The sequence below is a fragment of the Mesorhizobium sp. WSM3224 genome, assembly GCF_000427725.1.
In the GTDB taxonomy this organism is placed as follows: Bacteria; Pseudomonadota; Alphaproteobacteria; order Rhizobiales; family Rhizobiaceae; genus Mesorhizobium.
Genome location: NZ_ATYO01000012.1, coordinates 72,859 through 94,723 on the forward strand (window position 1 = coordinate 72,859; position 21,865 = coordinate 94,723).

The window sequence follows — 21,865 nt, forward strand, 5'->3', positions numbered from 1 at the left end:
TAAACCGTGAGTTCATCGCCGGCACGGCCGATTCCCGTTGATCTATCGTTCATATTAGCAATCAACAATATATTAACGGCTCCAATGCAACCTGCTCGAATCGGGAATATACCCGATCGACGATCCGGCACTCGGTGTGCCGAGACGTTCGACCGATGCGGAGCAAAACGCATGAGTGTCGAAACAGCATTGGCGCAGCTATTGCGCGTGATCCATAGTCGCGCCCTGAATTTGGCGGAACTGCCGGACGATGAGAGAGATCCGTACTACGACAGCTTCCGCCGATCATGTTGCGGAGCGGCCGAGCATATCGGCCAATCCCCAGACAATGCGGCTATGACGGCAAACAGCATGGTCGAATTTACCCGGGCGATGGTTGGTATCATCGAGGCGGGGCGCAGGTAGACCGTTAGTCCTGGACAGCTGTTCGCTGCTTCAGCGGAAGGCAGGGTCGGAGACTGCCCACTGGCAGCCTCGCAAGTGCTCATCCATACCGGCATTACAGCAATTTCTCCCAAGACCCGGAACCCGCGACGCGCGACGCTGCAACGGTCATGGCGGCCAATGTTCCAGCGTCTTGTCGCTGCGCAACCGTCAATTGGAGAAAATCATGACGACCACAATTTCCGCGTTTCTCAGCGCTCTCGGGTCCGAAGGCCCTCCAGCCGACCGAGCTGAAGACATGGCCCTGTATGGGTGGCTGATCGGCAGCTGGGAAATGGACACGGTCCACCACCTCGACGATGGCACAATCCAGAACTGGGATGGCGAATGCCATTTCGGCTGGGTGCTCGAAGGCCGCGCCATTCAGGACATCTGGATCAGGCCCAGGCGCCCTGCCCCGCCCACCATGTACGGCACGACCTTGCGCATCTTCGATCCCGGGATCGGAGGCTGGCACATCATCTGGAGCGATCCGCTCAACCAGGATTACTCGCGCCAGATCGGACGTGCGGAAGGCAAGGACATCGTCCAGATCGGCGAGGACTCGCGCGGCCTGCAAGCGCGATGGCGCTTCACCGAGATCACAGCCGACAGCTTTCATTGGATCGGCGAAGAGAGAGCCGCCGACAGCGATCCTTGGCGCGTGACCTATGAACATTTCGCGCGGCGAACAGCTTGCTGAAGCGGCGCAGGCACGGATCGGCGCCGCCGCACGGGCGTCATGGCATCGGATCGCTACTGGAATCGTTCAGCGGCAAGTTGATGTCATTGCACAGATTGCTGCCGAAGCTTTGGCCGACCAGGCCATCTAGATGCCGCCCGTTTGTAAGATCTAAATATCTGAAATCATTATGTATTTTATAACTTTCCGGCAATGATCAACGTGCGAAAACGCCTGCCTATTGAAGTTGCAACGCAATTCGTCGCTCAGCCATGACAGCCCCGCCGCCGGCGCGCGGCGGAGTGTATCGATTTACTCAATCCCCAATTGGTGGACACCCACGAAACATCGGCGGCTTAGTGCCTCCACCAGGCCAAAACGGAGGGCAACGCCTGCGGACTGGGAGGAAATGATGTCTGTGCAAAAAGAAGACTATCGAACCAACAGAGCCGACTACGCGATTGCCGCAATGCAAGGCCGAGCGACCGCCGATGACGATGGCAAAGGGATGCTGGCAAGCGAAAAGAAAGCCCGGTGGCTGAGAGATTGGCGATCGGCCAGATTGGCCGCAAATCCTTGTGAAAGCTTGCCAGGACCGAGAAGGCCAAATCGCGCTGTCAGGTAGCGCGCCAGAACCAAAGGTCGGCAGGGCGAAAAAGAAAGGGCGCGGACGAAACCGCGCCCTAAAGCGCGTCGCGCTGAAATGGATTCAGGCGACGCGCTTTAAGTCTTTGTTTTGATGCATGTCGTTGTCCCAGAACCGCTGCACACTTCTGGGCGACATGCATTAGACAGCTTCAGAACCTTGGCTCTCCGACTTCGAACTCGCGAAACCTACTCCGCCGCCTCATACCCCGCGATGCCCTTGATCTCGAGGAAATCCTCAAGGCCATATTCGGCGTATTCGCGGCCGTTGCCGGACTGCTTGTAGCCGCCGAAGGGCAGGCCCGCGTCCCAGCTCGGGTAGTTGATGTAGACATTGCCGGAGCGCATGCGGGCGGCAACCTGGCGCGCCTTCTCGATATCCTTGGCCTGGATGTAGGAGGCAAGGCCGAAGACGGTGTCGTTAGCCTGCTCGACCGCTTGCTCGACCGTGTCGTAAGGCATGATCGACAGCACCGGCCCGAAAATCTCTTCGGTGGCGATGCGCATGTCGTGCGTGACATTGGCGAACACGGTCGGGCGGACGTAATAGCCGCGGTTCAGCTCCGCCGGACGGCCTGGGCCGCCGGTCACAAGCGTGGCGCCCTCGTCGATGCCGCTCTGGATCAGGTCCTGGATCTTGTCGAACTGCAGCTGGCTGACCACCGGGCCGAGCTTGGAACCCGGCGCGTCGGCCGGGCCGACGGTGAATTTCTCCGCCGCCCTCTTGGCGTAGCTTGCCGCCTCGTCGTGACGGTCGCGCGGCACGAACATGCGGGTCGGCGCGTTGCAGGACTGGCCGCTGTTGCTGAAGCAGCCGGCGACGCCCTTGGTCACGGCTCTCTCCAGATCGACATCGGGGAACAGGATGTTGGCCGACTTGCCGCCGAGTTCCTGATGCACGCGCTTGACCGTATCGGCGGCGGCCTTGGCGACCAGGATGCCGGCGCGTGTCGAACCCGTAAACGACATCATGTCGACATCCGGATGGCTGGCCAGAGCCTGGCCGACGGTTGGGCCATCGCCGTTGACGAGGTTGAAGACGCCCTTCGGCACGCCGGCCTCGTCGATGATCTCGGCGAAGATAACGGCGTCGAGCGGTGCGATCTCCGACGGCTTCAGCACCATGGTGCAGCCGGCGGCAAGGGCGGGGCCGACCTTGCAGGTGATCTGGTTAAGCGGCCAGTTCCACGGCGTGATCAGGCCGACGACGCCGATCGGCTCCTTGACGATGAGCGAGGAGCCTTTGACGTGACGGAACTGGAAAGCCTTCAGCACTTCGGCCATCTTTTCCAGGTGTGCCTGGCCGACCCCGACCTGGCTGTCCAGCGCCATCTGGCGCGGCGCGCCCATCTCGCGCGAGACGGCGAGCGCCAGGTCCTTGCTGCGCTTCTTGTAGATTTCGATGACGCGGTTGAGGATATCGAGCCGTTCCTCGACCGAGGTGAAGCCGAAACTGGCGAAGGCGCGCTTGGCTGCTGCCACCGCCTCGTCGACATCGGCCTTGGAGCCCAGCGAAATCTGCGCGAACGCGTCCTCGTTTGATGGATCGATGACATCGAGCGTGTTCGGCACCGCCGGATCGACCCAGGCGCCGTCGATGTAGAACTGCAGATTGTGGGACATGGTTTTCGCTCCCTGCGGGCCGGCATTGCTCGATTGTGATGAGGTGATCGTCGTATATCGTCAGAGATAACGATGCGGCATGTGCCCTGTCAAACGCAAGCGTAGGCCATTGAGCCAGCTGTCCGGCGGCGCGATCGTTCTGAAAAGTCGATCATTATAACTCGAATAATTCGTTGGAAAGATTGGTTCTGGAATGGCATTTCGACGACGGAAGCTCCTGGAGAATTCAATTGTCTTTCCTGCCCGTCACCGCGAACGATCTTCCAAACGGCCTCGATCCGGCCGGCAACGGCCCCGCCCTCGCGCCGGCCTGGTCCGGCATCGTGCCGGGAATCGTCCTGGTGGCGATGATCACGACCGTGGCCTATTCGGCCCGCAACCTCTCCGGCCTCACTTTGTTCAGCCCGATGATCCTGGCGGTCGTCGCCGGCATGGTCTATTCAAACGTGCTTGGCCTTCCCGCCCACGCCAAGGCCGGCATCGCGTTTTCGCAAAAGCGCCTGCTGCGCTTCGCCATCGTGCTGCTCGGCTTCCAGCTCACGCTCGGCCAGGTGGCGGGCATCGGCCTCGGCGGCGTCGGCATCGTCGCGGCCACGCTGGGCGCCACCTTCCTCTTCACGGTCACGCTCGGCCGGCTGATCGGCGTAGACCATAAGCTGGCGCAGTTGATCGCGGCCGGCACCTCGATCTGCGGCGCCTCGGCGATCGTCGCCACCAACATCGTCACCGACGCGCGCGACGAGGACGTCACCTATGCGGTTGCCGCGATCACGCTGTTCGGCACCGTCGCCATGCTCGGCTTTCCGCTGCTTGCGCCGGCTCTCGGGCTCGACCAGCATGCTTTCGGCCTCTGGGCGGGCGCTTCGATCCATGAGGTTGCGCAGGTGATCGGCGCCGGCTTCCAGAACGGCACGCTCGCCGGCGAGACCGCGACCGTCGCCAAGCTGACACGTGTCGCGATGCTGGCGCCGATGGTCATCGCGCTCGGCCTGATGGCGCGCCGCCGCAGCGCCGGCGCTTCCGGCGCCAAGCCGCCGATGCCCTGGTTCGTCGCTGCCTTCGTCGCGGTCGTGGCGCTGAACAGCCTCGTCGCGCTCCCCGCCCAGGTCCATGCCGCAGTCGCCCTGGCCGCGCAGGTGATGCTGACCATGGGGCTCGCCGCCATGGGTCTTCAGGCCGACATTTCCCAGTTGCGATCGCGCGGCCTGCGGCCCCTGATGCTGGCCTTCTCGGCCTTCATCTTCATCGCCGCTTTCAGCCTGATGCTGGTGAGGTTCGCCTGAGGTTCAGGCGAGGCCCGCCTCGCCCGAGCCCCGATAGGACTTAATCTTCGTCATCGTCCTCGAACGAAGTCGCCGCGACATAGATCGCGGCGAGTTTTTCGATGCCGGCCTGGTCTTGCCTGTCGAAGCGGCCGGGCAGCGAGCTGTCGAGGTCGAGCACACCGAAGGCGCCATCGGCGTCGCGCAAGAGCACGACGAGTTCCGAGCGCGAATCGGCATCACAGGCGATGTGGCCCGGAAAATCGTGTACGTCCTTGACCAGCATCGACATGTCGAGCTCGATGGCCTTGCCGCAGACGCCCGTGCCGACTGCGATGCGCACGCAGGCCGGCTTGCCCTGGAAGGGGCCGAGCACCAGCTCGTCGTCGGATGCCAGGAAATAGAAGCCGGCCCAGTTGAGGTCGGGCACCATCTGGTAGATCAGCGCAGCCGTGTTGGCGGCGTTGGCGATGGAATCGCTCTCGCCTTCCAGCAGCGCTTTCAATTGCGTGGCCAACTCCTTGTAGAAGGCCGGCTTGTCGCTTGTGTCGATTGCCGTTGCCGCAAACATCGCGTGATCTCTCCGTTGCAAGCCGGCCGCACCGCCAGCTAGAGTTCACCTCTCTGTGCCACCAAAACCGCCGCCGGGAAACAGCCTATCGTGACCTCCAGCTATTCCAGGACAATGCCGGCAACGGCTGTGCGGGCCAGGACGATCCGTATCGCCGCCGCGGTAATCCGCGACGACGGCGGCAGGCTGCTTCTGGTGCGCAAGCGCGGCACCAGCACATTCATGCAGGCCGGCGGCAAGATCGAACCGGGTGAGTTGCCCGCCGCCGCCCTTGCCCGCGAACTGCGCGAGGAGTTGGGCATCGTCGTCGATCCGGCCGCGGCGTTCCACCTGGGCTCCTTCTCGGCCCTCGCCGCCAATGAGCCGGATGCGCGCCTCGAAGCCGAGCTGTTCGAACTCTCCATCACCGGCGAGCCGATCCCGGCGGCAGAGATCGATGAGATGATCTGGCTGAGCCCGGACCTGGCAAGCGGAATGGAACTCGCGCCGCTCACCGCCGACATCGTGCTGCCGCGCTACGGCGGCCGGTCATGAGCGGGCGGAGCCAGGCAAAGCAAACGAACGAAGCGCCCCTCACCTTCGCGGTGCTGGTCTTTCCCGGCTTTCCGATGATGGCGTTTTCTTCCGTCATCGAGCCGCTGCGCGCCGCCAATGTGCTTGCCAGGCGCGACTGCTACCGCTGGGTGATCGTGGGCGCCGACCAGGGCACCGTCGAGGCTTCGAACGGGGTCGTCATCCAGCCGGGCTTTTGCGCCTCCGACGCGCCGAAGGTCGACCGCATCGTGGTGTGCTCCGGCGGCGATGCCGACCATGTCGTTGCCGACGAGGCGATGAGCTGGATCCGCAAAAGCCTGCGCGGCGGCGCGCATATCGGCGCGGTGGCGGACGCTGCCTTCTTCCTCGCCCGCGCCGGCCTGCTCGACGGACATGCCTGCACCTTGCACTGGACCAGCCAGGCCGCGTTCACCGAGGCGTTCCCGGACATCGAGCTTCGGCGCGATCTCTTCGTCATCGACCGCAAGCGTTTCACGTCGGCCGGCGGCGTCGGCAGCCTCGACATGATGCTGGAGATCATCACGCAGGACTATGGCGCCGAGATCGCGGCCGGCGTCGCCGAATGGTTCGTGCACAGCCCGCTGCGGTCGAGCGTCGACCGCAAGCTGATGCCGCTGCGCCTGCGCACCGGGGTGCAGAACGAGCTGGTGCTGTCGGCCATCGCCATCATGGAAGATGCCGTCGAGGAGCGGCTCGGCATGGCGGAGCTGGCGGAGCGACTGGGCGTCTCGCCCGACAAGCTCGAGCGCAATTTCCGCGCCGAGCTGGATATCTCGCCCAATGGCTATTACCGGCGGCTCAGGCTTAAGCGCGCAGCGGATCTGCTGGCACACTCGACGCTGATGGTGCGCGACGTGGCGCTGGCGTGTGGGTTCGCCTCGATGTCGAGCTTTGCCCGGGCGTTTCGGGAAGAGCACGGGCATGCGCCGAAGGCGATGCGAAGGCATTAGGTGGAGTGCGCGCTAGCGCGATGAGACGCTGGCGGGACAGCGCCCCCCTCTGTCCTGCCGGACATCTCCCCCTCTTGGGGGGAGATTGGCAGTTCCGTCGCCGGCTCTCCTTATTCAACGTTGGAGATTGGCGAAAGCGGCCGCGACGGTTGATCTCCCCCCTTGAGGGGGAGATGTCCGGCAGGACAGAGGGGGGCGCGAACGATCGCCACGCTGCTCGTTGCGCGCGGCATCCGGCACAACAATCGCGGAATGTCGCACAAGCGCTGCATCCTGCCCGGCTATGTTCGCACGAACAGGAGGCACCCATGAGCATCGTCGTTTTCGATCCCGACAGCACCGAGGACGTGGACTTCAAGGACCGCATGCGCCATCCGGCCGCGGCCGATCCCGCCGGCGGCATGTGGCTCTCCGACACCGAGCCGTCCTTCATCGATGCCGACGCGCTGCGCAAGGGGCGGCTGGCCAAGCTGCGTGCCTGGATGCGCGAGGCGGGCTATGGCGGCGTCGTGCTGTTCGATCCCTACAACCAGCGCTACGCCACCGGCTCGCGCAACATGTTCGGCTATTTCCTGCGCAACTCGACGCGCTACTTCTTCATCCCGACCGAAGGGCCGATCGTGCTGTTCGAATATCCGCAGAGCTACCATGTCTCGATGGTGCTCGACACGATCGACGAGGCGCGGCCCTCCAAGCTGGTCTGGTCATCGGTCTCCGGCCGCGACGACGAGACCGCCGGGCCCTTCGCCGACGAGATCACCGAGCTTCTGAAGAAGCATGGCGGCGGCTCGATGAAGCTCGGCCTCGACCGCTGCAGCCATCTGCAGGCACTCGCGCTGGAAAAGCGCGGCTGCGAGGTCAAGGACTGCCAGGGCGAGATCCTCGCCGTGCGGGCGGTGAAGACGCCGGAGGAAGTGAAGTGCCTGCAGGTGTCGATGGCGGGCGCTGAAGCCGCGGTGGCCGCCGTGCGCGAGGCGATCAAGCCCGGCGTCTCTGAGAACGAGCTTTTTGCCATCATGTATGGCGAGGTGATCCGCCAGGGCGGCGAGTTCATCGAGACACGGCTCTTGACCTCCGGCCAGCGCACCAATCCATGGTTCAACGAGGCCAGCGGCCGCAAGATCCGGCCGGGAGAATTGCTGGCGCTCGATACCGACACGATCGGCTGCTACGGCTATTATTCCGACTTCTCGCGCACCTTCCGCTGCGGCCCGGGCAAGCCGACGCCCTACCAGAAATCGCTCTATCGCATGGCGCATGACCAGGTGCAGCACAATATCGGCATCGTGAAGCCCGGCATGGCCTTTCGCGAGATCGCCGAGAAGGCCTGGAAGATCCCCGACCGCTTCGTCGACCAGCGCTACACCTCGGTCATGCACGGCGTCGGCATGCATGGCGAGACGCCTTTCATCGCGCATGCGATGGATTACGAGACCTATGGCCGCGACGGCGTCATCGTGCCGGGCATGGTGGTCAGCGTCGAAAGCTATATCGGCGAGAAAGGCGGCCGCGAGGGCGTCAAGCTGGAGGACGAGATCCTGATCACCGAGACCGGCACCGAGCTGCTCTCGCGGTTTCCTTATGAGGATGAATTCCTGGAGCCGCAGGTTTGATGTCCGTAAGCACGATGAGCGCCGGTCCGGCGTCGCAAGCCTTGGCGATTGGCCGCAACACCCGTGCCGTCGTCATTCCAGGGCGAAACAAGGAGCGGAGCGACGCGGCGCAGACCCTGGAATCCATTCCGTTACGTCGAAGCGTTGCAACGCTGCGGAATTCTGTTAGGCCGCACTCTTCGATGAAACGTAACGGCATGGATTCCAGGGTCTTCGCGACGCCGCTTCGCGGCTGCTACGCCCTGGAATGACGAAGCCTGAGAATGTGCATGAAGAATCCAATTTCCATCCGGCGCGGCACGGTGGCCGCGGTGTTCATCGATCTCCAGGAGGAGCATCGCAAGGACAAACGCTATCTGGTCGAGGGTTTTGGCGACATCCTCGCCAACGTCCAGCGCCTGCAGGAGGCGGCGCGGCGCAATTTCGTGCCGCTCTACCACTGGGCCTACATCGTCGACCTCGCCGAGGCGCGGCCGTTCCATCCGTTGGATGAAAGCGGCAAGTCGGCTTTCTCCGACAAGGACGATCCGCTGACAGCGATCTGCCATGAAGTCGGCCCAAAAGACGGCGAAGCCATGCTGGTCAAGCAGGAAGCGAGCGCCTTCGGCAGGAACGACTTTGCCGACAAGCTCAAGGCAGCCGGCATCGAATGGCTCGTCGTTGCCGGCGTGTGGACCGAGGCCTGCATCGACGCCACGGTGAAGGACGCGGTGGCGCGCGGTTTTCGCGTGCTGCTGGTTAAGGATGCCTGCGGCAGCGCGAGTGCCGCCATGCACCAGACCGGCATCCTCAACCTCGCCAACCGCCTCTATGGCGGCGCCGTCACCAACACGCTCGACGCCTGCCGGCTGATGGCCGGCGATACGGTCAACGTTTGGCAGGTCGAGGGTTCGGTGCCGCTGCGCTTCACCTTCGAGAACGCGGCGCGGCTTTACGCAGAGCTCTGACTATCGTGGCCAGCGACCCAACCGATCCGGCGAGCCGCGGCAAATACGCCGACAGGCTCGATCGGGAACTGTGGGACTATATCGACAAGGTCAACGGCTGGTACCCGCCGGAGATCGTGGCCTCGCCGATCGCCGAACAGCGCGCGGTGTACAATCAAATGTGCGTGGCGTTCGACCAGGGCCGTCCGGAAGGCGTGACTACCAGCGACGGCCTCGTCGCCACCAAGACGCATGCGATCCCGGTCCGCCGCTATCGCATGGCGAACAGGGTCGCGGCGGCCGTTGTGGTCTACTTCCACGGCGGCGGCTTTGTCCTCGGCGACCTTAACAGCCACGACGACATCTGCGCCGAAATCTGTGCCGGCACCGGCTTCGAGGTGATCTCGGCCGACTACCGCCTGGCGCCGGAGCATCCGCACCCCGCTTCCTTCGACGATGCGCTTGCCGTGTTCGAATGGGCCGCGGCGACGAGCGCGCTGCCGATCGTGCTTTGCGGCGAAAGCGCCGGCGGCAATCTCGCCGCCGCCGTGGCGCAGGCGACGCGGCGCCATCCCCGACATGCGATCAGCCAGATGCTGATCTATCCCGGCCTAGGCAGCGCCGAGACCGGGCGCTCTTATGTCGAGCATGCCGAGGCGCCGCTGCTGACGCTTGCCGATATCGAGTTCTACCGGCGCATACGCTCGGCGCCCGGGCAGGCTTTGGACGACCCGACGTTCTCGCCGCTCAAGGATCGTGACTTTGCAGGCCTGCCGCCGACAGTGATCGTCACCGCCGAATGCGATCCGCTGTCGTCGGACGGTAAGATCTATCGCGACCGGATTCTGGCCGCCGGCGGCCAGGCTGTGTGGCGCGAGGAGCCGCGGCTGGTGCACAGTTTTTTGCGTGCCCGCATGACCGTGCGCCGAGCGGCGGAGGCGTTTGGGCGGATCATCTGGGACATCGCAAAACTTGGCGCCGGCGATGGAGCGCTAATCTCCCCCCAAGTGGGAGAGATGGCCGGCAGGCCAGAGGGGGGCGCGAAGGAACGCGGCCCCTCGGACTTTTGATCATCTGAACGACTTGAGAACTTAGCGCTGACCGCTGAGACGTCGGCGGGACAGCGCCCCTCTCTGCCCTGCCGGGCATCTCCCCCACAAGGGGGAGATTGGCTATTCTCCCTGCGGAACAGCGCACAAGAACTGCGGAAAACTAAACATTTCGCTGCGGAAAGCAGCCCTATCATCCCGTAGGCAGGCAACGGCGCCCGGCGGTCGCATCCGCCCCCCGCGACGCGATCGTCAGGGGGCGCCCAACAACAGAGGGAACGACGATGAAATTCATGCTGACCGACAGGAAACTGCACCCGCGGGCCAAGCCGACCGCCGGGGATTTCAAGACAGGCGCGATCAGCCGGCGCGAATATCTGGCGCTAATGGCCGGTCTCGGCGTCAGCGCCGCCGGCGCGCTGGCGCTGGGCGGGATCGCTCCCTCGCCTGCCCGCGCCGCAGAACCGAGGCGCGGCGGCACACTTCGCGTGGCGATGAACGTCAAAGGTTTTAAGGACCCGCGCACCTTCGACGGCGTCGAGATGTCGAATGTCGCGCGCCAGTGCAACGAATATCTTGTGCGCTGGAATACCGACTTCAGCTTCGAGCCGTGGCTGCTGGAAAGCTGGGAAACCAGCGACGACGCCAAGACGGTCACGCTTCACGTGCGCAAGGGCATCACCTGGTCGAACGGCGACATTTTCAACGCCGACGACGTGATCCACAACCTCAACCGCTGGTGCGATGGCTCGGTCGCCGGCAATTCGGTCGCCGCGCGCATGGGCGCGCTGGTCAACGCCGACACCAAGAAACCGGTGGACGGCGGCATCCAGAAGGTCGACGACTACACCGTCAAGCTCAACCTGCCGAAGCCCGACATCTCGCTGATCGCCGGCATGGCCGACTATCCGGCGCTGATCATGCACCGCTCCTATGAGGGCGACGCCGACCCGAAGAAGGCACTGGCCATCACCACCGGCCCGTGCGAGCTGGTGAGCTGGGACGCCGAGACAGGCGCGGAGGTGAAGCGCAAGGACAAGCCGTGGTGGAAGGGCGAGTTCTATCTCGACGGCATCAAATGGGTCGACTACGGCTCCGATCCCAACGCCATGCTGTCGGCCTTCGAATCCGGCGAGATCGACACCGACCACGAGACCGTTTCCGACGCCGTGTCGCAGACCGAGCAGATGGGCCTGCAGAATTCCGAGATCGCCACCGGCTCGACCATCGTCGCGCGCTTCAATGTCGGCAACGCGCCCTATGACGACGTCAAGGTGCGCCGCGCCGCCCAGCTTGCCGTCGACAATTCGGCCGTGCTGAAGCTCGGTATCGACGGTCGCGGAAAATCCGCCGACAACCACCATGTCGGCCCGATGCACCCCGAGTTTGCCGATATCGGTCCGGCCAAGCGCGATGTCGAAGCATCCAAGAAGCTGATCGCGGAAGCCGGCAAGGCCGATCACGAATATGAGCTGATCTCGGTCGACATCGAATGGCAGAAGAGCACCGCCGACGCGATCGCGGCCCAGATCCGCGAGGCGGGCCTCAAGATCAAGCGGACGGTGCTGCCGGCCGCGACCTTCTGGAACGACTGGGCCAAGTTCCCCTATTCCTGCACCGAATGGCTCGGCCGGCCGCTCGGCGTGCAGGTGCTGGCGTTGGCCTACAAGTCGGGCGGCGCCTGGAACGAAAGCGCCTATTCGAACAAGGAGTTCGACGACCTTCTCGACAAGGCGCTTGCCACACCCGACGCAGCGGCGCGCAAGGAGATCATGGCCAAGATCGAGACGAATTTGCGCGACTCCGGCATCATCGTCCAGCCCTACTGGCGTTCGGTCTACCGCACCTACCGCAAGGGCGTGCAGGGCTGCGAACAGCATCAGGCGCTCGAGCAGCATTTCGAGAAAGTCTGGCTGGAGTCCTGATCCTCCCAGGACTAAGGCGGGCCGGCGCGATCTTCCAGTCGCGTCGGCCGTTTGTCATTTGCCAAGCGATTGCCTTTCCGCTCAGATTGAGCCCGACCGGCCTCTCCCGGCGGCGCGACACTCGAGAAGCAGTCAGGCATGGACCACTTCGACCTCGGCACCTATCGCCGTCCCATCTCCACATCCTCGGCCGAGACGCAGCGCTGGTTCGATATCGGGCTGAACTGGTGCTACGGCTTCAACCACGAGGAAGGGATCAAATGCTTCGAGAAGGCGCTTGAGACCGATCCTGATTGCGCGTTCGTGCATTGGGGCATCGCCTACGCCGCCGGGCCTTTCTACAACCTCACCTGGAAGGAACATGGCAAGGCCGAGGCCGACCATGTCGCCAAGCGGTGCTTCGAGCATGTGCAACTCGCTCGCTCAAAATCGGCAAAGGCCAGTGCGGTCGAGCAGCGACTGATCGAAGCGCTGGTCGCGCGCTTCCAGCAGCCTCACGGCGTGAGTGCCGCGGAATTCGAAAAATGGGACGACGCCTATGCCGCCGCGATGCGGCAGGTTTTTCGCGCGTTCCCCGACGACCATGACGTGATGGTGCTGACCGTCGAGGCGCTGATGATGCGCACGGTGCGGCGGCTGTGGAACCTCAAGACCGGCGTGCCGGCGCCGAATTCCGATGTGCTCGAAGCGCTGGAGATCTGCGAGCGCTCGATCCGGCTCTCGGATGAGGTGGGTGCTGCGCCGCATCCGGCGGCGCTGCATCTCCATATCCATCTGCTCGAAATGTCGACGCAGCCCGAGCGCGGCATGCGCTCGGCGGAGCGGCTGGGCACGATGTGCCCGGATGCCGGCCATATGAACCACATGCCCGGGCACATCTACGTACTCTGCGGCGAATATGAGAAGGCGAAGATCGCCAGCGAGAAGGCGGTGCGCGCCAACGACCTCTACCTCGCCTATGCCGGCGAGCCGACCTATTACCTGCTTGGATGCTGCCACGACCTGCATTTGATGATGTTCACCTGCATGCTTCTCGGCCAGCAGCGCCCGGCGCTGTGGGCGGCGGACAAGGTGCGCAGCCTGGTGACGCGCGACGTCGTCAATATTCCCGAACGGCCGAAGCTGACGCAGACGGTCGAGGGCTATCACGCGATGAAGTCGCATGTGCAGGTGCGCTTCGGGCGCTGGCGCGAGATCATCGACGAGCCGATGAATGGCGAGCCCGGGCTCTATGTGGTGACCACTGCGCTGCAGCACTACGCCAAGGGCGTGGCGCATGCGACGCTGCGCGAATTCGCGGCAGCCGAGCGTGAACGCGATCTATTCAGCCGGCAAATCGATGGCATTGCACCGGAGCGCCGCTTCCTCAGCAACCCGACGAGAGCTTCGCTCGCGGTGGGCGCCGCGCTGCTCGACGGCGAGCTCGCCTACCACCAGGGCCGGCACGACGAGGCCTACGAGCATCTGCGCCGTGCGGTCGAGCTCGACGACAATCTATCCTACACCGAGCCGTGGGCCTGGATGCATCCGCCACGCCACGCGCTGGCGGCGCTTCTGCTCGACCAGGGACACGCCGCGGAGGCCGAGCAGGTCTATCGCAACGATCTGGGCTTGAGCGGCGCGGTGCAACGCTGCGCCCAGCATCCAGACAACGTCTGGGCGCTGCACGGGCTGGTCGAATGCCTGAAGCGACGCGGCGAGAGCGAGGAACTGCCGGGGTTGCAGGCGAAGTTGGCTGCAGCCTTGGCCAAGACGGACGTGCCGATCACCTCGTCCTGCCTGTGCCGGACGAGTGTGCAACCGAAGCATTGCTGCTGTCATTGACGCCGAGCTGCCGCCTTCCTCGACACCGTTGATTGCTAGGAAAAGACATCCACCAATTCGTCGACGCCTCCGCCTTCCTTTGCGCGCCGCAGGTCAACGTATGTGGACGTCGCGGCGATCGACGCCATCGTCCATATGATCGCCGTGACGACGGCGCTCGCGGTTGCGCCGACGATCGATATAGAAGCCGGAGCGACCACAGGCACTGCAAGGCTGAACCCAAGAAAAAGCGCCACTCGCAAGGCCAGCGCCAGCACGAAGACAATCAGAAACAGGCCGAGTATCGGCCAGCGATATCCCTTGGTCAGGGCGCGGCTGCGTGTCATCGAAGCCAACGCTCCAAGGCCTTCGCGCATCGCGACGGGAACGGCCGCCAGGGCGGCCAGCACCCACACGATACATGGCACGACCATCAGCACGAACGCCACACCGCCACCGAAAGACGGAAACAGCAATTCGGCGCCGATCATCGCCTGCTGCGCGAAAAACCCCACCAGATAGATCGTGAACCCAATGCCGAGCACGGGAATGGCTCGGTGGAAGGCTGCTCCAATACAGCCTGCGATCGACGGGCGACCGACCTTTATGTCGTCCAGGACGGCCGCCGACAGCACCGCATGACCCAGGAACCCCGGCAGGGCACCCAGAAGCCCGGCAAGCAGGGAAAACCCAACATAGACCGCGACGGCGAAAGGTTCGACGTCGCCGGCGCCGACCAGATATACCGCCCTCTCCCGGTAGGCGAAGGTCAACAGGCCGATCAAAATCGACGGCAGGGCGAAGAAGAGCGCGGCGACCACTAGCGTGAGAACCAGGTTCCGTCCAATGAACGAGGCCGTATCGCCCACCACCCGGCCCAGTCGGAATTTTCCCGCAGCGCCAGGATTGCTCATGCCTTGAAGTCGATCCTTATCGTCTACGAGAAGATCTCCGCCAGTTCGTCGATGCTTGCACCTTCCTTCGCCTGGCGCAGTTCGACGAAGCTCACCGCTACGGCGATCGCCAGCACCATCGACAGCACGGTCTGCACCAGCGCGGCTCCGATCTCGGCAATGATGCCGCCCAACAGCACGAGAACGAGCAGTAACCCCCACTGGATGATCATCCCGATGATGATGAGAATGAGGAACAGGCCGAAAAGCGACCAGCGGCTGCCCTTGGTCAAAGCGCGGCTGCGCGACATCGAGCCGAACACGCCGCGCCGCTCCTGGATCAGGACCGGCACCGCCATGGACCAACCGAGCCAGAGAATGATGCCAGGTACGATCAACAGCATCAGGCCCAGACCCGCGCCGAGACCGACGAGAAGGCTAATGGCCAGCGTCGGCAGCAGAAAGCGGATCGCGATCTGAATGCAGTCGCCGAAGGACGGCCGCTTGCCGTTGAGGTCCTCGATCGTCGCACGCACCAGCGCCGACTGCAGCAGCAGCGTGCAGGCAAACGAGATCAGCCCGGCGATGATGGTGATGTAGGAATTGCGGAACATGGCGCCTGGGTCTGCCATGGCGGCCGGATCTTGATGCCGCATTGCTTCGATTTGCGGCTGAGTCAGCAGCCGGATAATGAACGCCGGCAGGCCTGCAAACAAAGCCGCCAGTCCCACGCAAAGCCCGATGTTGCGGCCAATCACGCCGAAGGTGTTGCTGAATACCCTGCCGATCTCGAATCGGCCTGGTCGTCCCAATGTTGCGGTGGTCATGATAATTTCCCCCGAGTCACCGCCGTGTCCAATCGGCGACTTCAAAGTAAATTTGCCAAGATTGAAGGGCTACGTCCAGTGCGCTTGCAATTGTCACGGTGTATTGCCAGTGTCGGCCGCGAACCGCAGGTTGCAGGGGGAACGAGCGGGTGACAGCCGCAGGGACGGAAGACGCCGGACGGCTGGCGCAGTTGCATAAGCAGCTGCTGGCGGACGATTCGATCCAGTTTGCCCTTCCCACCTATGTGCAACCCGAGCCGCCGGAGTGGCTGAAGCCGCTTCTGCAGTATCTGGCAAAGCTCGGTCCCTACATGATCTATATGTTCTGGGGCGCGGTGATCATCGGCGTCGCGATCATCGCGCTGCTTCTGCTCCTTGAAGCGAAGGGGGTCGCCTGGCGCCTGCCCTGGCGGCGGCAACGCCCGGAGGCCGAGGCGAAAGAGGAATGGCGCCCGGATGCCGGTGCGGCCCAGGTGCTGCTCTCCGAGGCCGATGCGTTGGCCGCGCGCGGCGAATATGACGAGGCGGTCCATCTTCTGTTGCGCCGCAGCGTCTCCGACATCGCCACCCGGTTGCCCGATTTCCTGCGCCCGTCGCTGACGGCGCGCGACATCGCGGCGGCAGGCTCGATCCCCACCCGGCCCCGCGCCGCGTTCAGCGAGATCGCGCGCATCGTCGAGGCGGCGCTGTTCGCGCGGCGTCCGGTCGGAGCCGCGGGCTGGCAGCAGGCGCGTGGCGCCTATGAGCGTTTCGCCTTCCGGGATGCCTGGGCATGAGCGCACAGCCAGCCGAGACAGCCGATGCACCGTTCAGCCGCAGGACGCTGTTCTGGGGCATTTTCGCCAGCCTGCTAGCAGCGGCCGGCTTCTTCCTGCTGTCCACCTACGCGCCCGATTTCCGCGAGCCCGAAGGCGGCGCCACGCCGCTTTCGAAAGGCGGCACCGGCTATGCCGGGCTTGTCGAATGGCTGAAACTCACCAACGGACAGGCGCCGCCGATGGAACGTGGCGAGAAGGACCTTGCGTCCCCGCTGGCATCGACTTTCCTGCTCGTCGTCACCATAGCGCCGGGCAGCGACCCGGCCGCGCTCGATCGCATCATCAAGTCGCGCTCGGGCAAGGACACGCTTTTCGTCCTGCCCAAATGGCAGACCATGCCATTGCTCGGCCATGAAGGCTGGGAAACGAAGATCGAGCGGTTACCGAACACGGTCGTCAACGACTGGCTCGGCCGCCTCGCCAAGGCGAAGCTCGGCGAGGCAAAGAGCACGGTGTCGCAGATCAATATCGCCGGCCGCATTGTGGCCGCGCCGGACGAGTTGCAATGGGTGGCGGACGATCATCCGCTGATCGCGGCGGGCGATGGCAGGGCCATCCTCACCGAGCTCGACAACGAACCCTTCTACATCCTCACCGATCCCGATCTCATCAACAATTTCGCGCTGAAGGACCAGCAGACGGCGGCCGCTGCTCTCGACATGATCGCCATGCTGGAGCCCGCCAAGGGCGCTGTGATGTTCGATCTGAGCCTGCACGGCATCGGCGGCAACTATGATCTTGCGAAGCTGCTGGTCGAACCGCCCTTCCTGGCTTTGACGCTGTCGGTGCTGGTGGCGGCCGCGCTTGCCTTCCTGCACGGGCTCGGCCGCTTCGGCCCGCCGCGTGCGGAAGGACGCGCCATCGCCTTCGGCAAGCGGGCGCTGGTCGACACCACGGCGATGCTGTTGAAACGCGCCGGGCGGCTCGGAGGGCTTGGCGACCGCTATGCGACGCTGGTGCGGCAGCGCGCCGGCGCCTTGCTTGGCGCGCCGCATGGGCTTCAGGGCGAAGCGCTCGACCGCTGGCTCGATTCCCGCGACAAGGGCGAGGCGCACGGCTTTAGCCAGCGCTTCAAGGCCGCGAACGAATCCAACAATTTGGCCGCAATGCATGAAGCAGCCGAACAGCTGCATGACTGGACGGCAAGGAGGCTCGGTGAACGTCGATGAAGTGAAGGTCCTGGCGAACGCGATCAGGGAAGAAGTGGCGAAAGCGATCACCGGCCAGCGCGACACGGTCGACCTGATGCTGACGGCGCTGTTCGCCGGCGGGCACATCCTGCTCGAGGGACCGCCCGGCACCGCCAAGACCATGACGGCGCGCTGCTTCGCGCAGGCGCTCGGCGTCGCCTATGGCCGCATCCAGTTCACGCCCGACCTGATGCCCGGCGATATCGTCGGCTCCAACATCTACAATTTTCAGACCGGGCAGTTCACGCTGACGCACGGCCCGATCTTCTGCGACCTGCTGCTCGCCGACGAAATCAACCGGACGCCGCCGAAGACGCAGGCAGCCCTGCTCGAAGCCATGCAGGAGCACGCCGTCACCTTCGACGGAACCACGCATCCGCTCGGCAGGAATTTCATGGTGGTGGCGACGCAAAACCCGATCGAGCATCAGGGCGTCTATCCGCTGCCCGAAGCGCAGCTCGACCGTTTCCTGTTCAAGCACAGGGTGAGCTATCCGGACCTCAGGGAAGAGCGCGCCATCATCGTCCATCACGGTGGCGGCTCGGCCTCGCACGATATCGAGCAATACGGCATCAAGGCGCGGACCGACCGCAAGGCGCTCGAAGCGGCACTTGCCACGGTCGGCGACGTCACGCTGGTCGACGATGTCGTCGGCTATATCGCGGCGCTGGTGCGCGGCACGCGCGAAAGCCCCGACCTCGAGGTCGGGGCCAGCCCGCGCGCGGGCGCCATGCTGGCGAGAGCCGCGCGCGCCAGGGCGGCGCTCGACGGCCGCAACTACGTCATCCCGGACGACGTCAAGGCGCTGGCCGTGCCGGCGCTGCGTCACCGCGTCGTTCTCTCGCCGGCGGCGCAGATCGACGGGCGACTGGTCGAGCAGATCGTCTCCGACCTCGTCGACCATACGGAAGCGCCGCGTTGATCTATCCGAGCGGCCGAGCAGTCTGGGCAGCGGCGGCGGGGGCGATCCCCGCCTTCCTGATCGCGCTTGCGCTGCCGCATGTCTGGTATCTCGGCCTGTTGTGGATCTGCCTGCTGCTGGCATTCCTGGCGGTGGACGCAGCCGCCGGACGAGGCCGCGCCTCGTTGGACGCGACGCTGACGGCGCCGCCACAGGTTGGCGTCGGCGGGCGTTTCACGCTGCACATCGCGGCCGGCCTCGGCGTGAAGCTACGCCGCCTGCAGGCGCGTGTCGGGCATGACCAGCGGGTTGAACCGATCGCAGGCACCGGCGGAGCGTTGCCGGCCAGTGGCGGCACGCTCGACCTCGAATTCGAGGCCATCCGGCGCGGCATCGCCAGCTTCGACCGCCTCTGGCTGCGCTGGCAGGGCCCGTTCGGACTGGTATGGAACCAGGTCATATTGCCGGTCGACCGCAAGGTCGTGGTGCTGCCAAATGTCAACAGCGCGCGCGACGAGGCGATCACGCTCCTACAGCGTTCGGCCCTTGCCGACGGCCATGCGCAGAAGCGCGCCGGCCAGGGCCGCGAGTTCGAGTCCCTGAAGGATTACCAGCCCGGCATGGGCCGGCGCATGATCGACTGGAAGCGCAGTGCCCGCCACGGCAAGCTTTTGGCGCGCGAATTCCGCATCGAGGAAAACAACAACATCGTTTTAGCCATCGATAGCGGCCGGCTGATGTGCGAGCCGGTCGACGGCGTGCCGAAAGTCGACCGTGCGGTGACGGCGGCGCTTCTGTCGGCGTTCATCGCGCTCAAGAGCGGCGATCTCGTCAGCCTGTTTTCCTTCGATGCCAGGCCGCGCGTCTCCAGCGGCGCCGTGCGCGGCTCGCCGAGCTTCACCATGATCCAGAAGCGCGCCGCCGAGATCGACTATTCGACCGAGGAGACCAACTTCACCCTGGCGCTGACGACGCTTTCGGCAAAGCTCGACAGGCGCTCGCTGGTCATCGTCTTCACCGATTTCGTCGATCCTATCAGCGCCGAATTGATGCTGCGCACCGTCGGGCGGCTGACCGAACGGCATCTGGTGCTGTTCATGCTGATGCGGGACGTCGAACTCGAAACGCTGGCCGACATGGCGCCGGCAAGCCCCGAGGATGTCGCCCGCTCCGTCACCGCCGGCGATCTGCTGAAGCAGCGGCAAGTGGTGATCGGGCGGCTCAGGCTGCTCGGCGCGCATGTCATCGAGGCCGACCATCAGCGGCTCGGCCCTGCTTTGGTCGAGCGCTATATCCAGCTCAAGGAGGAGAACCTCTTATGACGCTGTCCGCCGGCACAGACACGGTGCGCCAGTCGCTGGCAAGCTTTCGCCAGGAGCGCGAGGCCGACTGGAAAGCGTTCGAGGCGCTGCTGGCACGCGTCGAGAAGCGCGCGCCGCGGGCGCTGTCGGAAGGTGAACTCCTGTCGCTGCCCCTCCTCTACCGCTCGGCGCTGTCCTCGCTTTCGGTGGCTCGCGCGACCTCGCTCGACAGCGCGCTGATCGCCTATCTCGAGGCGCTGTGCCTGCGCGGCTATTTCTATCTCTATGGCGCGCGGCGGAGCTTGAGAACGCGCATCGGCGACTTCTTCCTGCACGACTGGCCGGCGGCGATCCGCGACCTTTGGCGCGAGGTATGGACATCCGTCGGGCTGACGGTGATCGGCGCGATAGCCGGCTATTGGCTGGTCGCCTCCGACAGGCGCTGGTACGACGCCATCATCGCGCCGAGCCTGGCGGGCGGGCGCAACCCTGACTCGTCGGCCGAAACATTGCGCAGCGTGCTCTACGGCGGCGGCGATCATTTTTTATCGGGCTTCGCCGCCTATCTCTTCACCCACAACACACAGGTCTCGATCCTGGCCTTCGCGCTGGGCTTCGCTTTCGCCGTGCCCAGCGTGCTGATCATCCTGATGAATGGCTGCATGCTCGGCGCAATTTTCCAGATCTACGCCGCCAAGGGCCTCGGCTTCGAGCTCGGCGGCTGGCTTTCGATCCACGGCACGACGGAACTGTTCGCCATCGCCATCGCGGGCGCTGCCGGCATGCGTATCGGCACCAGCATCGCCTTTCCCGGCGAGCTGACCCGCATGGCGGCCGCGGCACGGGCCGGGCGCGTGGCGGCAACCGCCATGGTCGGCGTCACGGTGATGCTGCTTTTTGCCGGGCTGCTGGAAGGCATCGGCCGGCAGACAATCACCAGCGATCTCGCCCGCTATTCGATCGGCGGCGGCATGCTGGCCTTCTGGCTCTGTTATTTCTACCTGTTCCGTATGGTGCGCCATGGCGACCGCTAGGACCGTGGCGAAGACCAAGAACCCGGCCGCGCTGATCCGGCCCTTGGTCACGCCGGAGGGCGTGGACCTGCGGGTCAAGCTGGCGGATGCCGGCACCCGCGCTTCCGGGTTCCTGCTCGACGTGGCGATCATCATCATCGCGGCCGTGGTCATCTCCCTGGTGACGATCTTCGGCCTTGCCGGCCTCGGCTTCCAGGATGCCCAGCCGCTGTTCATCGTCTGGGTCATCTTCATCTTCTTCCTGCGCAACGTCTATTTCATCGCCTTCGAGGCAGGCCGGCGGGCCGCGACACCGGGCAAGCGCATGGTTGGCGTCAGGGTCGCTTCGCGCAGCGGCGCCGGCCTCACCCTCGACCAGGTCATCGCGCGCAATCTGATGCGCGAGATCGAGGTGTTCCTGCCGCTGTCGATCCTTGCCGCGCGCGCCAGCGCCGATGTTGCCGACACGCTGACGACCATCTTCGGACTGGTGTGGGCGCTGCTGTTTTCGCTGTTCCCGCTCTTCAACCGCGACCGGTTGAGGATCGGCGACCTGCTCGCCGGCACCTGGGTGGTCGAGGCGCCGAAAGTAGCGCTGGTCGAGGATCTTTCGCTGCGCAAGGACCCGATCGCGGCACGTTTCCAGTTCAGCGCCGCGCAACTCGACGCCTATGGCATCGCCGAACTGCAGAAACTGGAGGAGGTGCTGCGCCGCGACGATTATTCCGCGCTGAAGGCGGTCGCGGAAACGATCAGCCGCAAGATCGGCGCAAGGGTCGAGTCGATCGATTCAAAAGCTTTCCTCACTGCCTATTACGGTGAGCTTCGCGCGCATCTGGAACGCAAGTTGCTGCTTGGCAATAGGAAGGCGGATAAGTATGCGCGGTAGGTTGGA

21 protein-coding genes are annotated in these 21,865 nt (G+C 64.5%); 17 read left to right on the plus strand and 4 right to left on the minus strand.

Going from position 1 to position 21,865, the window contains the following annotated elements:
- The first annotated feature begins 171 nt into the window (after positions 1 to 171).
- The 3 genes from YU3_RS0120495 (at position 172) to YU3_RS40715 (ending at position 1,256) form a co-directional block, all read left to right on the plus strand.
- Positions 172 to 405, plus strand: coding sequence for a hypothetical protein (locus YU3_RS0120495; protein WP_027168003.1), 234 nt, complete (start codon positions 172 to 174; stop codon positions 403 to 405).
- Between the two features lie 172 nt (positions 406 to 577).
- A complete protein-coding gene (locus tag YU3_RS0120500; protein ID WP_245273573.1) occupies positions 578 to 1,126 on the plus strand; it encodes a hypothetical protein in 549 nt (182 codons plus the stop codon).
- A complete protein-coding gene (locus YU3_RS40715; RefSeq protein WP_156913539.1) occupies positions 1,095 to 1,256 on the plus strand; it encodes a hypothetical protein in 162 nt (53 codons plus the stop codon). Before YU3_RS0120500 ends, YU3_RS40715 begins: the two co-directional genes overlap by 32 nt.
- A 683-nt stretch (positions 1,257 to 1,939) precedes the next feature.
- On the opposite strand, the gene YU3_RS0120505 is transcribed toward YU3_RS40715, so the two are convergent.
- Complete coding sequence (locus tag YU3_RS0120505) at positions 1,940 to 3,373, minus strand: aldehyde dehydrogenase family protein (RefSeq protein WP_027168005.1); 1,434 nt, start codon at positions 3,371 to 3,373, stop codon at positions 1,940 to 1,942.
- Between the two features lie 320 nt (positions 3,374 to 3,693).
- Here YU3_RS0120505 and YU3_RS0120510 point away from each other — a divergent pair, with 320 nt between their 5' ends.
- Entirely contained in the window at positions 3,694 to 4,656 is a 963-nt protein-coding gene (locus tag YU3_RS0120510) for a YeiH family protein (RefSeq protein WP_027168006.1), read from the plus strand.
- Positions 4,657 to 4,696: 40 nt separating this feature from the next.
- Here the strand turns inward: YU3_RS0120510 and YU3_RS0120515 are convergent, their stop codons facing one another.
- Positions 4,697 to 5,206 (minus strand): GAF domain-containing protein, encoded by a 510-nt coding sequence (locus tag YU3_RS0120515; RefSeq protein WP_027168007.1) that lies wholly within the window; start codon positions 5,204 to 5,206, stop codon positions 4,697 to 4,699.
- A 90-nt stretch (positions 5,207 to 5,296) separates the two neighbouring features.
- Here YU3_RS0120515 and YU3_RS0120520 point away from each other — a divergent pair, with 90 nt between their 5' ends.
- The 7 genes from YU3_RS0120520 (at position 5,297) to YU3_RS0120550 (ending at position 14,048) form a co-directional block, all read left to right on the plus strand.
- On the plus strand, positions 5,297 to 5,740 hold the full coding sequence (locus YU3_RS0120520) for an NUDIX domain-containing protein (protein WP_245273574.1): 444 nt from the start codon (positions 5,297 to 5,299) through the stop codon (positions 5,738 to 5,740).
- The gene (locus YU3_RS0120525) at positions 5,737 to 6,711 is read left to right on the plus strand and encodes a GlxA family transcriptional regulator (protein ID WP_027168009.1); all 975 of its coding nucleotides are present in this window, start codon (positions 5,737 to 5,739) and stop codon (positions 6,709 to 6,711) included. Before YU3_RS0120520 ends, YU3_RS0120525 begins: the two co-directional genes overlap by 4 nt.
- Positions 6,712 to 7,019: 308 nt before the next feature.
- Positions 7,020 to 8,324, plus strand: a complete 1,305-nt coding sequence (locus YU3_RS0120530) for a Xaa-Pro peptidase family protein (protein WP_027168010.1) — start codon at positions 7,020 to 7,022, stop codon at positions 8,322 to 8,324.
- A 269-nt stretch (positions 8,325 to 8,593) separates the two neighbouring features.
- The gene (locus YU3_RS0120535; RefSeq protein ID WP_027168011.1) at positions 8,594 to 9,271 is read left to right on the plus strand and encodes an isochorismatase family protein; all 678 of its coding nucleotides are present in this window, start codon (positions 8,594 to 8,596) and stop codon (positions 9,269 to 9,271) included.
- 5 nt (positions 9,272 to 9,276) lie between these two features.
- A complete protein-coding gene (locus tag YU3_RS36930) occupies positions 9,277 to 10,320 on the plus strand; it encodes an alpha/beta hydrolase (RefSeq protein ID WP_084508172.1) in 1,044 nt (347 codons plus the stop codon).
- 263 nt (positions 10,321 to 10,583) lie between these two features.
- The gene (locus YU3_RS0120545) at positions 10,584 to 12,224 is read left to right on the plus strand and encodes an ABC transporter substrate-binding protein (RefSeq protein ID WP_027168012.1); all 1,641 of its coding nucleotides are present in this window, start codon (positions 10,584 to 10,586) and stop codon (positions 12,222 to 12,224) included.
- A 138-nt stretch (positions 12,225 to 12,362) separates the two neighbouring features.
- On the plus strand, positions 12,363 to 14,048 hold the full coding sequence (locus YU3_RS0120550) for a tetratricopeptide repeat protein (RefSeq protein WP_027168013.1): 1,686 nt from the start codon (positions 12,363 to 12,365) through the stop codon (positions 14,046 to 14,048).
- Positions 14,049 to 14,083: 35 nt separating this feature from the next.
- Here YU3_RS0120550 and YU3_RS0120555 read toward each other — a convergent pair whose 3' ends face one another.
- A complete protein-coding gene (locus YU3_RS0120555; protein ID WP_156913540.1) occupies positions 14,084 to 14,941 on the minus strand; it encodes a hypothetical protein in 858 nt (285 codons plus the stop codon).
- 23 nt (positions 14,942 to 14,964) lie between these two features.
- A complete protein-coding gene (locus YU3_RS0120560; protein WP_245273575.1) occupies positions 14,965 to 15,792 on the minus strand; it encodes a hypothetical protein in 828 nt (275 codons plus the stop codon).
- A 104-nt stretch (positions 15,793 to 15,896) separates the two neighbouring features.
- Between YU3_RS0120560 and YU3_RS0120565 the strand changes: the two genes are divergently transcribed.
- Genes YU3_RS0120565 through YU3_RS0120590 form a run of 6 tightly spaced genes read left to right on the plus strand, consistent with a single transcriptional unit; the run spans position 15,897 to position 21,859 of the window.
- The gene (locus tag YU3_RS0120565; RefSeq protein WP_027168016.1) at positions 15,897 to 16,523 is read left to right on the plus strand and encodes a DUF4129 domain-containing protein; all 627 of its coding nucleotides are present in this window, start codon (positions 15,897 to 15,899) and stop codon (positions 16,521 to 16,523) included.
- Positions 16,520 to 17,734: a hypothetical protein gene (locus YU3_RS0120570; protein WP_027168017.1), complete on the plus strand. Its 1,215-nt coding sequence runs from the start codon at positions 16,520 to 16,522 to the stop codon at positions 17,732 to 17,734. The genes YU3_RS0120565 and YU3_RS0120570 overlap by 4 nt, the downstream gene beginning before the upstream one ends.
- Positions 17,721 to 18,677: a MoxR family ATPase gene (locus tag YU3_RS0120575; RefSeq protein WP_027168018.1), complete on the plus strand. Its 957-nt coding sequence runs from the start codon at positions 17,721 to 17,723 to the stop codon at positions 18,675 to 18,677. Before YU3_RS0120570 ends, YU3_RS0120575 begins: the two co-directional genes overlap by 14 nt.
- Positions 18,674 to 19,978, plus strand: a complete 1,305-nt coding sequence (locus YU3_RS0120580) for a DUF58 domain-containing protein (RefSeq protein ID WP_027168019.1) — start codon at positions 18,674 to 18,676, stop codon at positions 19,976 to 19,978. The genes YU3_RS0120575 and YU3_RS0120580 overlap by 4 nt, the downstream gene beginning before the upstream one ends.
- Entirely contained in the window at positions 19,975 to 20,991 is a 1,017-nt protein-coding gene (locus YU3_RS0120585) for a stage II sporulation protein M (protein WP_027168020.1), read from the plus strand. The genes YU3_RS0120580 and YU3_RS0120585 overlap by 4 nt, the downstream gene beginning before the upstream one ends.
- Positions 20,978 to 21,859: an RDD family protein gene (locus YU3_RS0120590; protein ID WP_027168021.1), complete on the plus strand. Its 882-nt coding sequence runs from the start codon at positions 20,978 to 20,980 to the stop codon at positions 21,857 to 21,859. Before YU3_RS0120585 ends, YU3_RS0120590 begins: the two co-directional genes overlap by 14 nt.
- Positions 21,860 to 21,865: the final 6 nt, after the last annotated feature.